Genomic DNA, 13147 nt, shown 5'->3' with positions numbered 1-13147 from the left:
TGAGTGGGCGTGGAACTTCCATCCGATACTCCCGACGACGTTGTGGCCGCAGCCGCCGGAGGACCCAGGATTCCGCAGTTCGATCCCACAGTCGGGATTCCGGTAGTTCCGCCTGCGGGAGATGCTCCACACCGGTTGGTGGTCATCGGCGACTCGCTGTCGCAGGGATTTCAGAGCGGGGCGGTCTTCAATACCGATCTGTCGTATCCGTCGATCATTGCTCACCAGTTGGGCTGGCTCGATCGGTTCCGCTTTCCCCGATACGGCGGTCCGGGCGGGCTCCCACTCAACATCGAACTGCTGCTCCGCACCCTCGAAGAGCGCTTCGGCCCACGGCTCGACCTCTGGGAGGTTCCGCTCGCACTCTTTGCTGCACGCGGGTTCATGGATCAGGTGGAGGACTACTGGGAGCGTGGGCCGGGCAGCGTGGCGCCGACGTTCTCGGCGATCAATCACAACCTTTCGGTTTACGGGTGGGATCTTCGTGACGCTCTGACCAAGACCGCGCATGGGTGTGAGGCAGCCCTGCACGAACCGCACGACGACCTGATCAGCCAGATCGTCGAGAACAACGGCGAACGCGCCGCACTGAGAGTTCTGCCGCGAGGCTCCGAGGCAGAGAAGCGCATGACGGCGTTCGACGCGGCAGCGGAACTGGGCAAGGAAGGCATCGAAACTCTGATCGTCTTTCTCGGGGCCAACAATGCGCTCCGCACCGTCACCGAACTCCGAGTCGAGTGGAGCGGCAACAACTTCCGTGACCCGGACGGCAAGCGCGAATACACGGTGTGGCAGCCCGAGCACTTCGCGTCGGAGTACGCCGAGGTGCTGGCCGCGATCCGCAAGATCAACGCCCAGCACGTCATCCTCTGCACCGTCCCACACGTGACCATCGCACCGATCGCCCACGGGCTCGGCGGCAAGATCGAAATCGGATCCCGCTATTTCCCGTACTACGCGCGACCGTGGGTGCGCGACACAGACTTCGACCCACAGCGCGATCAACACATCACCGGCGCGCAGGCGTGGGCCGTCGATACCGCAATCGACATGTACAACGACGGAATCGAGCAAGCCGTCGCGAATGCCCGTCGGGTGGGGAAGGACTGGTACCTCTGCGATATTGCCGGGTTGCTCGAGCGCGTGGCCTCACGGCGCTACGTCACCGACGTCAATGCGCGGCCGTCATGGTGGACGCCGTACCCCCTCGCCAAAGCACTGACCGACTTGCAACCCGTGCCGGACTCGCTGTTCCTCTCCGCCGACGGTCGCGGCGGCCGCGCGTCGGGCGGCCTCTTCTCGCTCGACGGCGTTCATCCCACGACAGTCGCGTACGGGGTGATGGCGCAAGAACTGGCGAACATCACGGTCACGGCCGGGGTCCAGTTCGACCGCGCTCAGGTCGATTTCGACCGACTCGTCCGACGCGACACCTTGGTGCGCACTCCGCCGCAGAATCTCGATTCCACGCTCGGCGTCATCGGCTGGGCTGACGAGCATCTCGGCTTTGCCAAACGTGTGTTCGGCCTCTGATTTTCAGCTTGCCTTCGACATCGTCGGTGCAACGATGCGTTCCGCGTACTCCCGCAACAGCACGACCAGGTCTACGTCGTCGACGGAAAGTCTGCCGGTCGGACCTATCGCAGCCAAGGCACCGACGACACACCTTTCCGCGTCGTGGATCGGGACGGCGACGGCGGAGCGTCCGACACGAATCTCGTCGACCTCACGGGCGGGCTCGCCGCGCCGGATCCGAGAGAGTTCGAGTTCCAACTGGTCGCCGTCGGTGATGGTGTGTGCGGTGACCTTTCGCAATGGGGCCTCGGCCAATTCGGGTCGGCTGGCGAGGAGCAGCTTCCCGATAGCCGACGCGTGAACGGCTGTGACCAGCGTCCGTTCGCCGCTGAGCTCGTGGTCTGGATCGCGATCGACCAGTCGAATTCTGTTCTCTGCAAACGACGCGAGGTAGACGCCGAACCGTAGCTGTTCGCGGAGTTCTTCGAGGAGCACCGAATTGTCGACGGGGGTGGGTTCGGCGGCAGCCCCGGCCAATTCACGGGTGCGTCGGCCCAGCGCGAAGCCGGAGAGGTCGGCGATCCGAACCAGGTAACCGTCGGCGACAAGGATGTTGAGCAACCGATACGCAGTGGCAGGTGGGATGTCGGCAAGGGCGGCAATGTCCTTGGCGGTGGCTCCCGATCCGAGCCTGGCCGCCGACTCGAGGAGGGCAAGGGCGCGCTGAACCGCTCGGGGTTCGTGCCCACCGAGGTCGCGTGGTCGGCCCACCATCAGCGGGCGCCGGCAGTCGGCTCGCCCACCAGCACGATGTTTCCGGCTGCGTCGGTGGCGAACACCCCAGCTCCTGGTAGTACGTCCTCGGTTTCGGGACTGTCGAACGCGCCGACGTGCAGCAGGCTCTTGGGGCTTCGGCGTCGCAGGTAGAACTGCCAGAGCGTGCCCGAGGTCAGGATCACGAGCACAGCGATCGGTGCAACGTACGCATGGTCGATCGTGTTGGCGTAAACGAGGTAACCGAGAACTATCGCACCGGCACCACTTCCACATGACGCGGCTGCGAGAACGCCGGGAGTGTGCTCTCCGATACGCGTCAGGAAGACAACCGATGCGATCGCCACCAGTGCATAGGCAACGATGACGGCACCGCGAACCGTCAGTCGAACGTCGTCGAAAATCTCTCCGCGTCCAAGGATGGCAAAGGCTCCGCCGCCCACCAGAACTGTGCAGACGACGACGGTCAGCGCGAAGTAGGGCGTGCGAAATGCGCTGTGAACCGAGGCGAACCGGCGGGGGAGTAGGCGTTCGACGCCGAACGAGTAGACCAGTCGCGACGCAGCATTGGACGACGCCATCGACGACGCCAGCCACGAGCACCCCAGACCGACGTTGAGCGCGATGACGACACCTGGACTCACACCCGTCGCTGTTCCGTGGAGATAGGCGTTGACGAGGGTGTCGCTACGTCCCGACCAAGCGGCCCAGCCCGCAAAGATGAAGAGCGATCCACAGATGATCGGGGTGAGAAGGACTGTGCGGGTGGCGGTTACCAGCGGACGACGAGCTTCGGGGCCGAAGAAGGCCGCGCTCTCGAATCCGGCGAGAGCGAACACGGCAGCCAGGGCGGTGAGTAACAGCCCGTGGCCGGAGGTGGGCGGAACGATCTGTGCTTGTTGACTTCCGGAACCGCCCACAATCATGAGCCCGACGATGAACAGAAGTGAACAGCTTTCGACGACGAGGATCGCGAGAGCAGCAAATCTGACACTTCGAACGAGGGCACCGAGAATCAGCAGGGCTATCCCCAGATAGAGCGCGATGACGTGAAAAGTCTTGTCCACGTGCACACCCGCGAAGCCGAGTAATGCGATTGCGACCTGTCCTCCGTGATAGAGCGTCATCACCGCGCTGCCGACGTACTTGACCAGCATGGCGATGCCGGTGGTCAATGCTGCCCGGGTGCCCAGGCCACGAAAGACGAAGCTGTGCAGCCCGCCCGATGCTGCCATTCGGCGCGTGAACTGCGAAACGCAGAAAGCGATGAGCGTCACCAGCACGGTGGCCGCGATGATGGTGATCATCCCGCTCAACAATCGGCCGTGTGTCAGCATGGTGACGGGCAGAACGACCATCGACACAGCAGGGGCGGTGGTTGCCACCGACTGGGCCAGCACTTCAGCGCCCGAGAGTTGCCGACGGCCCAACGCGCGCAGCGGTGATCGCGCCGGGGGCTGCTTCTCGCGCGTGGTGAAGGACCGCGCGATAGCTTCGGTGAGAGCGGACATGTCGCGTCACGCTAGTCCGGTTCTGTAACGCGGATATTGCGGACATGCTTCCGCTGATCGCACTCGGGTGAGAGAGCCCGATGCCGATGCTCGCAGGTTTCTCACTCGGTCCCCACTGACTGTTTCCTGCGCGTCAAGTTCCGGACCCAACGCTCCTGAAGTCTGTGTTCAACACCAACCACCCGGGTCACCGGGAGCACACTGGGGAGCTCGAATGCCATACACACGTAGATCTTTCATGCGCAGTCTGGGAATCACCGGCGGCGCTGGCCTGGCACTCGGTGCTATGTCGTCCATCGGCCTGGCGCCGGCGGTGGCGTCGACGCCGAGGCGATTTCAGGCACCTGTCGCGGGTGACCTGATCGGAAAGGTCAAGGGAAATCACTCCGTCGTGATCCTCGGCGGTGGACCGTCCGGTCTGTGCTCCGCCTACGAACTGCAGAAGGCCGGATACAAGGTCACTGTCCTCGAAGCGCGCAACCGGCCGGGTGGTCGGGTGTGGTCGATCCGCAACGGCACCGAAGAAACCGACCTGAACGGTGAGACACAGACCTGTACGTTCTCCGAGGGGCACTTCTACAACCTCGGTGCGACGCGTATTCCGCAAAATCACAACACCATCGACTACTGCCGCGAACTGGGCGTCGAACTGCAGATGTTCGGAAACCAGAATGCGAACACCTTCGTCAACTACACCGGCAACAAGCCGCTGGCGAATCAGTCGATCACCTACCGAGCAGCCAAAGCCGACACCTACGGATACATGTCCGAGCTGCTGCAGAAGGCCACCAATCAGGGCGCTCTCGACCAGGTCTTGAGCAAGGAAGACAAAGAAGCACTCTCGTCCTTCCTCACCGACTTCGGTGATCTCTCCAGCGACGGCCGCTACGTCGGATCCTCGCGTCGAGGACACTCCGCCGAGCCGGGCGCCGGCCTCAACTTCGGAACCGAGATCGAACCATTCGGGATGAGCGATGTCATCCAGGGCGGCATCGGACGTGCATTCTCCTTCGAGTTCGGTTACGACCAGGCCATGACGATGATGACCCCCGTCGGCGGCATGGACCGGATCTACTACAAGTTCCAGGACGCGATCGGGATGGACAACATCGAGTTCGGCGCCGAGGTCAGCGGCATGAAGAACGTGCCGGAAGGCGTCACCGTCGACTACGTCGTCGATGGCAAAACCAAGTCGATCACCGCCGACTACGCAATCTGCACGATCCCACCGCACCTGATCAAGCGGCTGAACAACAACCTGCCCTCCGACATCCTGCTCGCGTTGGATGCAGCCAAGCCGTCGTCGTCGGGCAAGCTCGGTATCGAATACTCGCGTCGGTGGTGGGAGACGGAGGACCGCATCTACGGAGGCGCGTCGAACACCGACCGCGACATCTCCCAGATCATGTTCCCCTACGACCACTACAACTCCGACCGCGGCGTCGTGGTCGCGTACTACAGCTCGGGTAAGCGTCAACAGGCTTTCGAATCGCTCACCCACCGTCAGCGGCTGGCAAAGGCCATCGCCGAAGGCGCAGAAATCCACGGCGACAAATACACTCGCGACATCTCGTCGTCCTTCTCCGGAAGCTGGCGTCGCACCAAGTATTCGGAATCCGCCTGGGCATCATGGGCCGGCGCGGGAGATTCCCACGGCGGCATGGCAACTCCCGAGTACACCAAGCTGCTCGAACCCGTCGACCGGATCTACTTCGCCGGCGATCACCTCTCCAACGCCATCGCCTGGCAGCACGGGGCCTTCACGTCCGCGCAGGACGTCGTCACCCATCTGCATCAGCGTGTTGCGCAAACTGCCTGACGTGCTTCGTTTTCCATCACTTTCTCTGGAGGTCACATCATGAAATCTCGCAGCACCAAGGTCCTTGCAGCGGCATTCGCCGCCACCGCGCTACTGGGCTTCGCCACGGCCTGCTCGTCTGATGAGGCGGACGCCGAGACCACATCGAGTTCGTTCGTCTCCAAATCGATTCTCGAAGCGGGGCAGGCAAACCCGATGATCGCTCAGGGTGTCGCGATCGGCGGCGACACCGCGATCTACAAGACCAGCGGCATCGGCCCGTCGGCAGGAAACAAGGCGGCGCCGGAAGGTTCGCCGGAGTCGTACATCGACGGCCAGTTCTCCGGCGGAGTTCTGCCTGCCGGGGTCACCGTCACCGAGGCGCAGGGCATCAACGTACTCAAGAAGATCCGCGACAACCTCGAAGCCCAGGGATTGAGTCTCGAAGACGTCGTGACGATGCGCGTCTTCCTGGACAACGCGCCGGGGTCGGACAAGGCCGACTACACAGGATGGAATCGCGCGTACCGTCAGTTCTTCGCCAATACCAATCTCGACACCGGTGATACGGAGCTGGTGCCGATGGGCACTGCCGAGCCGATCGCTCCGATCGAGCGCAACAGCGCTCGGCCCACCCGCTTCGCCCTCGAGGTTGCCGGACTGCCCGTTGCCGGTTGGCTCGTCGAGGTAGAGGTCGACGCGGTGTACCCCGATGGCAAGGAACCCGCCTGATGGGCGCGCTCAGCCCGACCCACTGGGCAATCGTCGCAGTAGTGCTCGTGGTGCTGTTCGGTTCGAAGAAGCTGCCCGACGCGGCCCGCGGCCTTGGCAGGTCGATGCGGATCCTCAAGACCGAAGTCGGTGAACTGCACTCGGATACGGACCTCGCGTTGGAGAAGCGAGACTGACCCCTGTGCGCGGTTGAGGAGTCCCCACACTCCTCAACCGCGCACAGGTCTTCTAGATCAGACCTTCGGAACGCGCTACCGATGGTGGTGACGGCGGACCCTTCACGAAGACATCGATCAGCACGTCCTCGTCCTGGTACGACGCGAACTGCGCCAACCCCGGTGTCTGGCGCACAGCCGAATGAACGGCGTCACCGTTCTGCGGATACTCCGGTACGACGTGACGCCAATGGGCGCACAGCAGCGTTCCACCAGGCTCGAGATGCTCGACGACGTGCAGCATTGCCTCGATCAGCTTTTCGAAGGTCAGGTAGTAGCCGACCTCGCTGATGACGACGAGGTCGAAAGTCTCGTCGGGCCAGTCGTCACCCAACGCCCACAGACGAAATTCGGCATCACGTCCGGTAAGCCGCGCACGGGCGCTCTCGAGTGCGGCCGGGACGATGTCGGTGGCGAGAACGCTGTCGCAGCGCTCTGCCAACTTCTCGGTGAGAACCCCGATCGAGCATCCCGGTTCGAATGCGCGACGGTATCGAGGTTTGGGGAGCATCGCGGCGCTGAGCGCGTACTTTCGCTGCTCGTACCACCGGGATTCGAAGTCCCACGGATCGGATTGCGCCGCATACATCTTGGCGAAGTAGTCCGCGGGAAGCTCACGATCGGTCATACGAACACCGTTTCGTACGGTCGCAGTAGTCGTTCCATCGCATGTCGGGGGAGGATGGGGGCATCCGCGGGATGGTCGGAAAGCGGGGCGATCTGTGAAGTGAACTCATTGGCAGCAGCGGATTTTGCAGCCTGAACGTCGGAGGGCAAGGCCACTCTTCTGGCCCTTTCCCACGGGACTGCTGCATGATCCGGCTCAGCCCAATGCCACGCCCAGATGGGGTACTCGATCAATCGTGATCCAGTGTCCGCGCAGGCCTTCGCCGCTGCCTCCCCGGTGGCTTCATGGTCGGGGTGGCCGTCCCCGCGCCATGTCGAGGCGCACCAGGTACCCGTCGAGGAATCACCGAGAATCGAGCTGAGACGGTCGGTCAACTCCTGTCGGTTCTCCCTGATCTTCCCGTCTGGAAGGCTCAATCGAACCGGTGCGGGAATTCCGAGTACACGCGCTGCTCGATCCGACTCGGACCGCCTGAGATGTTCCATCTCAGGCTGAGTCACTGTTGGTGAATCGGGATGTGAGGCTCCACCGTCGGTGACAGACACCACGTGAACGTCGATGCCGGAAAGCGTTGCGAGAAGCGCAGTTCCACCCAGTCCGAGTATTTCGTCGTCGGGATGGGGAGCGACGACGATCAATCGCGAGCACCCGGTGAGATCCAGTTCCGGAAAGCTGCGTTCCCACTCCTGCCATGTCGATTCGGGAGTGCCGCCATCGTCGACAGGCTTCTGTGCGAATAGTTTCGAGTTCACCACGGCCGTTTCCCCTTGGCCGCAATCCGGCCCAGTTCGGCGAGATCCTTCTCGGCGTGGCTCTGCCGCAAGTAGACGGTGAGGTCGGCTACCCGCGCGGCATGCTCGGCGTCCATGCAGAGCGGTGCGGCGCCGAGAGCGCGTCCCACCCGATCCAGGGTCTCGGTGGCGGCGCGCTCGACAATTGCCCGCACACGGAGTGCCCGCTGCATGGCCTCGGCATTTTCGTCGAAAGGATCGGCGTCGATCTCCGCCGCCGCGACTGCGAGCGCGTTGCGCGCTGCGGCCAGCGCCGCATCGACCGCGCCGAGGTGGGCGAGTAGGTAGGGATCGTCGCTGCTTGCAGCCTTGTCGTACAACGGATCTGCAACGCCGCAGGCACCGCCGTACCAACATGCAGCCACGCCTATCGCGCCGTGCCAGAACCCCGGCCTGCTCAGGTAGTCGCCTGCCGTCCCGACCGGTATCGCCGGAACCATGTCGAAGTCGACCGCGCTGGAGTCGCTTTCGGCCATACCGACGGCCTTCCACGAATCGGGAACGGGATGCACCCCAGGTAGTCCGAGCTCAACTGCGAAGAGTGAGGGTACTCCGTCGACCAAGGCGGTGATCAGTGCATGCGTGCAGGTGTTGGCACCGGAACACCACAATTTGCGGCCGGTGAGCGTCCAGATCCCTACGTGCTCAGACGCATTCACCACAGGTTCGGGTGGCTCGGCCGCCCACACTCCCCACAGCTGCCCGGGTTCGGGATCCGGCCCGTCGAGTTCGGTGAGTATCGCGACGGCATCGGTGTGAGCCTCAGCCATCCGCCCGAGAACCACATTCTCGCGCGTGAGCTCTGCCAGGGAGGTCCACCGCGCGGCTGTCGCGCCGCCGCCGGGAAGCGGCAAGTACAGTCCACCTGCGTCCAGGAGTGTGTGTAGTCGTTTCATCGTGCCAGCTCCGCTTCTTCGTTATCGGCGGTCGTACAACCCAGGTTACGGATATGTCCGGCAAAGCCGCCCGGAGTTCGGCCGTCGAGACGCGCAGACGTGGTGACCGCAATGTCTTCTGCCCATGCGATACAGGCACCAGCCTCGCTCAACCGCCGGACGAGATCGACGTCCTCGTCTTCTTCGAGATCGGAGAATCCTCCGACGCTCCAGTACATATCCGCGCGGACACCGAGGTTGGCCCCGTGGACGTGACCGTGTCGGCCATATGGATGTGCGTGGTACATACGTTCGTATCGTTCACGAACGGAGTGTGGATGGCCTTCCCAATCCGCGATGCGTACGGTTCCCGCGACGACGTCCGCAGTACGCGCATACTCCAATTGGCGCGCAATCCAGGTGGGGCCGACCACCGAATCTGCATCGGTGGTGGTGAACCACGCCGAAGCTCCCAACTCTCGGCCGAACTCGGAAAAGCCCGTCGCTCGCGAACGTCCGACGTTCTGGTGCTCGACGCGAAGTACTTCGACCCCGTCGGGGATGACACCGGCGGTTCCGTCCGAACAGTTGTCGAGGACGGCAACCAGTCGGACGGGGACAACGCAAGCCGACGCCGCTGTTGCGAGTGCGCGAAGGCAACTGGGGAGGTCTTCGGCTTCGTTGTGGGCGGGAACTACGACAAGAACCTGGTCGATTGGCACAGTGACGATCCTTTCCTCACCCTGGTACGGTCGGGTCTTCTTTCGTCCCGGTTCTCAACAGATAACCACATTTCGGACGAGTGCCGCCGCTCGACCGCCAGCAGTCACGCAGGTCGAAAACTGTTTCGGTGAAACATCTCTGGATGCGTTTGGGAACTGTGACTTCGGGGTACAAGACGGGGTTTTCGGGTGCAAAACGGGGTTTTGCACCGAAGAATCTTCAGAGCCGGCGGTGGCGCACCGAATCGATGAGCATCCGGGCAACCTCGTGCAGTTTCACGTTGGTGTTCTGCGATTGCTGCACAAGACGGCTGAATGCTTCCTCGGCGTCGATGCCGTGGACGGCGATCAGGACACCTTTGGCTTGTTCGATCTCGGCCCGAGATTCCATGGCGCAGTGCAACTGTGCGATGTGCTCGTGTGCTTGACGCCAGCGTCGTGAATCTGCGATCGCCGCGCCCGCACCGGCGGTGAACAATTTCATCAACTCTTCGTCGAAGGCCTTGAACTCTGTCGAGGCGAATCCGTAGACGTTGAAAGCGCCGAGCAGCTCGGTGTTCCCTTCGCCCATGGTGATCGGCACGGACAAGTAGGACCGGACGCCTTGTTTGCGGGCTTCGTCGGTGAATTCCGGCCATTCGTCGACGTGATCACCCACCTTTGCCCGAACCGAGGACACCGTGCGCGCGGCGTCAACGCACGGACCACGATCAGCGGAGTGCTGGGCGTCATCTATCTCGGAAAGGTAGTCCGCGGTGGACGCAGCAGTTCGTGGGCCATCGGTGGACAACACCGTCACGCTGACAGCATCGGCGTCAGGCAGTGCTTTGACCGCGGTCTCGGCCAGACGTTGGAGCATGGAGTCGAGATGCTCGTCCGTGTTCAGACTGGACCGGAGTCCGGCAATCGCTTCGGCGAGTGTGTCGAGCGAATCTGCTGCGGAAGCAAACGCCGCGGCTACCTGAGGAGCGTCCGCATTGCCTGTCATGACTCAGGTCTACTCCGCAAACTGCGACGATGTAACCGTTCCGGGCAGTCGATGCTGCGATGTTCGCATGAAATCCGAGGTTCCTGGGTAGCCGCACGCAGCGATGTGCGATGTCGCCTGAAAAAGAGGAGCCGATGATGATCCTGCGACTACCTGGTGTGTATCGACCGCAACATGACACGTCGTTACTGGCGGATGCGCTGCTGTTCGAGCACCTCACCGCTCGCAGCCGGGTCCTGGATCTGTGCACGGGGACCGGCGCCCTCGCCGTCGCGGCATCGGCGGCTGGTGCAGGCCACGTCGTCGCGGTCGACATATCTCGCCGAGCATGTGCCAATGCTCGTCTCAACGGAATCCTCAACGGAACCTTGATCGATTCCCGTCGCGGCGACCTCACCGAGGCGGTACACGGCGAACTCTTCGATCTGGTGATCTCCAACCCGCCGTACGTCCCTGCACTGGCAGACGATCTACCTACCGCTGGAATCGAACGGGCTTGGGACGCAGGCAAGGACGGACGCGCCCTCATCGACAGAATCGCGGCCACCGTTCACGAGGTACTCGTCCCCGGCGGCACACTACTTCTTCTGCAGTCGGTACTGTGTGGGGTCGACAAGACCGGGGCGATACTCGAGGAACACGGTATGGCCGTGGAGATCTCGGCCCGGAAGTACATTCCCTTCGGGCCCGTGATGCGCGAGAGGCGCACCATGCTCGAGGCACGAGGGTTGATCACCACCGGTCAGGAAATCGAACAACTCGTGATCATTCGCGCAACGAAGTCTCGCCCTTCTCCCAACTCGATGTGAGGTGATCGCCGAGAAGGTCGTCGAACGCGAGGCACGTTGCAGCGCCGAACAAGATGTCATCAGTGCGGTGCGGGTGCGAAGAAGCAAGACCGCCGGCAAGTTCCCGAACGGCGATCTGTTCGTGAACGGAATCCGCTTCCACGTGCTCGTCGTAGAACAGTGTCGCGTCCGAACCGAATCCGAGTCGGCGCAAGCCGGCACTGTACCGTTTGCTCGGCAGCGCCGACGTGGTCTCGACGGCGCACAGGTGCCCGACCAGCGCTCCGAGATGTCGGCGATGAAAGCCGAAGAGCGAGAGAGCATTCAACGACGCCAAGGTTACCGCGGGAACAGCATCGATGTAGTGGCCGTAGCGGTCCGAAAGGCCGACAGCCCGCATGGTGTCGGCAAAAAGACGCGAATGCATTCGCTCTGCGCTGCCCCCTCCGTACTCGTCGCTCTGCACTTCGACGAGGGCTGCTTTGACGGCACCGGAGAGGCGCGAAATTCCAAGGGTGTGCACATCCGCTTCACGCAGCTGATTGAGCGAACGGTGAATCAGCACCTCCGCGAACTGATCGATTGTGGCGTCCTTCGCCATAAAGGACGCCAGACCGGGGCCTGCACTGGGAGCCGTCATCGCCCACAAATCGGCTACGACGTCACCGGACGACGGAACCTTTCCCACGAGTTCCACGATGGCGGCCTCGAAATGCGTCTCGAGACGCGACCTCGCCGCGAGCAGGTCCAGATTCCACTCCCACGCGTCCGAGACGTTCTCGATTCCCTGCAAATGAAGCTCGTAGAGGAGCGTCAGAGTCAACTGAGCGTCGTCGTCTCGAAGAATGTCGTAGGTGGGGTCGATGGACCGTGCAACCTCGTACGCGTCAGCGGCAGCCGTAAGCTCCCTCGGATCGGCCGAGGAGCGCAGAATGGAAACGAGAGTGGCGCTCAATGGGCCGCGAGCCTGTGGAACAGGCATGGAAGTGGGCACGCCAGTGGCCGAATCGAGAAGTGAAGAGGACATATGACCGCGTTTCCCGAATCGTCATCTGCCGAAACACCGAGTGTTGCCGGTAACAACACCACCATAACCGCCTGCTCGGACGGCCCGCTGCTGGTGCGTGGTGACTTCGAGTTGCTCCGTGACGACGGCACTCCGATAGAGAACAAGCGCTCTACGGTTGCTTTGTGTCGATGCGGGCGGACCGGCATCGCGCCGTTCTGCGACAGCTCCCACAAGAAGAAGCGGGCGCGAGCGACGTAACCGGGGCCAACTCGGAACGAGCCGGACCCGTAAACCAAGACGGCCCTGAAACCAAGAAAAGGCTGGATGCCGGCACCGTGCGGTGCAGCGTCCAGCCTTTTCAGTCTGAAGTCAGACTGGGATCGAACTCAGATGGCGCGAACGTTCTGAGCCTGGGGGCCCTTCTGGCCCTGTCCGATCTCGAACTCGACCTTCTGGCCCTCGTCGAGGGACTTGTAGCCGCTGCCCTGGATCTCCGAGTAGTGAACGAACACATCCGGTCCGCCACCTTCCTGCTCGATGAATCCGAAGCCCTTTTCACCGTTGAACCACTTGACACTGCCCTGAGCCATAACCAAATTCTCCTGGATCCATCGAGCCGAGCCCTCCCATCGAGAGTCCGGTCTCACACCTGATCCTGCCATGCTCTTCTTTTTCTGTCTCCAATTACATGCATGGCGAGTTGCAGTATTTGACGGGTTTGTCCCGTTCCTGGACCCCGTCGGAAGCAGGTGATTGTTCAACTATGCACGTTTACCTGCTGTGATGTATTCGTCGCTTCGA

The 13147-nt window shown here is 62.5% G+C and carries 15 protein-coding genes; 6 read left to right on the top strand and 9 right to left on the bottom strand.

Annotation, left to right across the window (positions count from 1 at the left end):
* Nucleotides 1-9 precede the first annotated feature (9 nt).
* The gene (locus CPI83_RS22915; protein WP_097388230.1) at nt 10-1533 is read left to right on the top strand and encodes a hypothetical protein; all 1524 of its coding nucleotides are present in this window, start codon (nt 10-12) and stop codon (nt 1531-1533) included.
* Between the two features lie 3 nt (nt 1534-1536).
* Here the strand turns inward: CPI83_RS22915 and CPI83_RS22910 are convergent, their stop codons facing one another.
* Together CPI83_RS22910 and CPI83_RS22905 are read right to left on the bottom strand one after the other, a co-directional pair.
* Nucleotides 1537-2289, bottom strand: coding sequence for an IclR family transcriptional regulator C-terminal domain-containing protein (locus CPI83_RS22910; protein ID WP_021333867.1), 753 nt, complete (start codon nt 2287-2289; stop codon nt 1537-1539).
* A complete protein-coding gene (locus tag CPI83_RS22905) occupies nt 2289-3800 on the bottom strand; it encodes an APC family permease (RefSeq protein WP_097387750.1) in 1512 nt (503 codons plus the stop codon). Before CPI83_RS22905 ends, CPI83_RS22910 begins: the two co-directional genes overlap by 1 nt.
* A 238-nt stretch (nt 3801-4038) precedes the next feature.
* Between CPI83_RS22905 and CPI83_RS22900 the strand changes: the two genes are divergently transcribed.
* The 3 genes from CPI83_RS22900 to tatA are packed head-to-tail and all read left to right on the top strand — an operon-like array spanning nt 4039 to nt 6506.
* Entirely contained in the window at nt 4039-5619 is a 1581-nt protein-coding gene (locus CPI83_RS22900) for an FAD-dependent oxidoreductase (RefSeq protein WP_092764911.1), read from the top strand.
* Between the two features lie 39 nt (nt 5620-5658).
* Nucleotides 5659-6330, top strand: coding sequence for a Rid family hydrolase (locus CPI83_RS22895; RefSeq protein ID WP_020968713.1), 672 nt, complete (start codon nt 5659-5661; stop codon nt 6328-6330).
* Nucleotides 6330-6506, top strand: coding sequence for a Sec-independent protein translocase subunit TatA (gene tatA / locus CPI83_RS22890; RefSeq protein WP_019747480.1), 177 nt, complete (start codon nt 6330-6332; stop codon nt 6504-6506). Before CPI83_RS22895 ends, tatA begins: the two co-directional genes overlap by 1 nt.
* Before the next feature lie 52 nt (nt 6507-6558).
* On the opposite strand, the gene CPI83_RS22885 is transcribed toward tatA, so the two are convergent.
* From CPI83_RS22885 to CPI83_RS22865, 5 genes are all read right to left on the bottom strand, one after another.
* The gene (locus CPI83_RS22885) at nt 6559-7173 is read right to left on the bottom strand and encodes an SAM-dependent methyltransferase (RefSeq protein WP_019747479.1); all 615 of its coding nucleotides are present in this window, start codon (nt 7171-7173) and stop codon (nt 6559-6561) included.
* Nucleotides 7170-7925 carry a PIG-L family deacetylase gene (locus tag CPI83_RS22880; RefSeq protein WP_232816785.1) on the bottom strand — a complete coding sequence of 252 codons (756 nt, stop codon included), beginning with the start codon at nt 7923-7925 and terminating at the stop codon, nt 7170-7172. The genes CPI83_RS22885 and CPI83_RS22880 overlap by 4 nt, the downstream gene beginning before the upstream one ends.
* The gene (locus CPI83_RS22875) at nt 7922-8860 is read right to left on the bottom strand and encodes an acyl-CoA dehydrogenase (RefSeq protein WP_019747477.1); all 939 of its coding nucleotides are present in this window, start codon (nt 8858-8860) and stop codon (nt 7922-7924) included. The genes CPI83_RS22880 and CPI83_RS22875 overlap by 4 nt, the downstream gene beginning before the upstream one ends.
* Nucleotides 8857-9561: a glycosyltransferase gene (locus tag CPI83_RS22870; RefSeq protein WP_019747476.1), complete on the bottom strand. Its 705-nt coding sequence runs from the start codon at nt 9559-9561 to the stop codon at nt 8857-8859. Before CPI83_RS22870 ends, CPI83_RS22875 begins: the two co-directional genes overlap by 4 nt.
* 220 nt (nt 9562-9781) lie before the next feature.
* Nucleotides 9782-10549, bottom strand: coding sequence for a GAF and ANTAR domain-containing protein (locus tag CPI83_RS22865; protein ID WP_047890189.1), 768 nt, complete (start codon nt 10547-10549; stop codon nt 9782-9784).
* Nucleotides 10550-10659: 110 nt separating this feature from the next.
* Here CPI83_RS22865 and CPI83_RS22860 point away from each other — a divergent pair, with 110 nt between their 5' ends.
* Entirely contained in the window at nt 10660-11358 is a 699-nt protein-coding gene (locus CPI83_RS22860) for a HemK2/MTQ2 family protein methyltransferase (protein WP_060939089.1), read from the top strand.
* On the opposite strand, the gene CPI83_RS22855 is transcribed toward CPI83_RS22860, so the two are convergent.
* Complete coding sequence (locus CPI83_RS22855; protein WP_029254686.1) at nt 11315-12364, bottom strand: iron-containing redox enzyme family protein; 1050 nt, start codon at nt 12362-12364, stop codon at nt 11315-11317. The two genes, CPI83_RS22860 and CPI83_RS22855, sit on opposite strands and share 44 nt — an antisense overlap.
* On the opposite strand from CPI83_RS22855, the gene CPI83_RS22850 reads away from it, so the two are divergent.
* Nucleotides 12365-12604 carry a CDGSH iron-sulfur domain-containing protein gene (locus CPI83_RS22850; RefSeq protein ID WP_019747472.1) on the top strand — a complete coding sequence of 80 codons (240 nt, stop codon included), beginning with the start codon at nt 12365-12367 and terminating at the stop codon, nt 12602-12604. It begins immediately after the preceding gene.
* Nucleotides 12605-12732: 128 nt separating this feature from the next.
* On the opposite strand, the gene CPI83_RS22845 is transcribed toward CPI83_RS22850, so the two are convergent.
* Nucleotides 12733-12936: a cold-shock protein gene (locus CPI83_RS22845; RefSeq protein WP_003943666.1), complete on the bottom strand. Its 204-nt coding sequence runs from the start codon at nt 12934-12936 to the stop codon at nt 12733-12735.
* Nucleotides 12937-13147: the final 211 nt, after the last annotated feature.

This window comes from Rhodococcus sp. H-CA8f, assembly GCF_002501585.1.
GTDB classification, from domain to species: domain Bacteria; phylum Actinomycetota; class Actinomycetes; order Mycobacteriales; family Mycobacteriaceae; genus Rhodococcus_F; species Rhodococcus_F erythropolis.
This window is presented reverse-complemented; position numbering and strand designations above follow the sequence as displayed.

Excerpts from the sequence above, each read along its gene's own strand:
- CPI83_RS22875 (WP_019747477.1), bottom strand. The coding sequence starts at position 8,860 with ATGAAACGACTACACACACTCCTGGACGCAGGTGGACTGTACTTGCCG.
- CPI83_RS22845 (WP_003943666.1), bottom strand. The coding sequence starts at position 12,936 with ATGGCTCAGGGCAGTGTCAAGTGGTTCAACGGTGAAAAGGGCTTCGGA.
- CPI83_RS22910 (WP_021333867.1), bottom strand. The coding sequence starts at position 2,289 with ATGGTGGGCCGACCACGCGACCTCGGTGGGCACGAACCCCGAGCGGTT.
- CPI83_RS22905 (WP_097387750.1), bottom strand. The coding sequence starts at position 3,800 with ATGTCCGCTCTCACCGAAGCTATCGCGCGGTCCTTCACCACGCGCGAG.
- CPI83_RS22865 (WP_047890189.1), bottom strand. The coding sequence starts at position 10,549 with ATGACAGGCAATGCGGACGCTCCTCAGGTAGCCGCGGCGTTTGCTTCC.
- CPI83_RS22900 (WP_092764911.1), top strand. The coding sequence starts at position 4,039 with ATGCGCAGTCTGGGAATCACCGGCGGCGCTGGCCTGGCACTCGGTGCT.
- CPI83_RS22855 (WP_029254686.1), bottom strand. The coding sequence starts at position 12,364 with ATGTCCTCTTCACTTCTCGATTCGGCCACTGGCGTGCCCACTTCCATG.
- CPI83_RS22885 (WP_019747479.1), bottom strand. The coding sequence starts at position 7,173 with ATGACCGATCGTGAGCTTCCCGCGGACTACTTCGCCAAGATGTATGCG.
- CPI83_RS22860 (WP_060939089.1), top strand. The coding sequence starts at position 10,660 with ATGTCGCCTGAAAAAGAGGAGCCGATGATGATCCTGCGACTACCTGGT.
- tatA (WP_019747480.1), top strand. The coding sequence starts at position 6,330 with ATGGGCGCGCTCAGCCCGACCCACTGGGCAATCGTCGCAGTAGTGCTC.
- CPI83_RS22895 (WP_020968713.1), top strand. The coding sequence starts at position 5,659 with ATGAAATCTCGCAGCACCAAGGTCCTTGCAGCGGCATTCGCCGCCACC.
- CPI83_RS22850 (WP_019747472.1), top strand. The coding sequence starts at position 12,365 with ATGACCGCGTTTCCCGAATCGTCATCTGCCGAAACACCGAGTGTTGCC.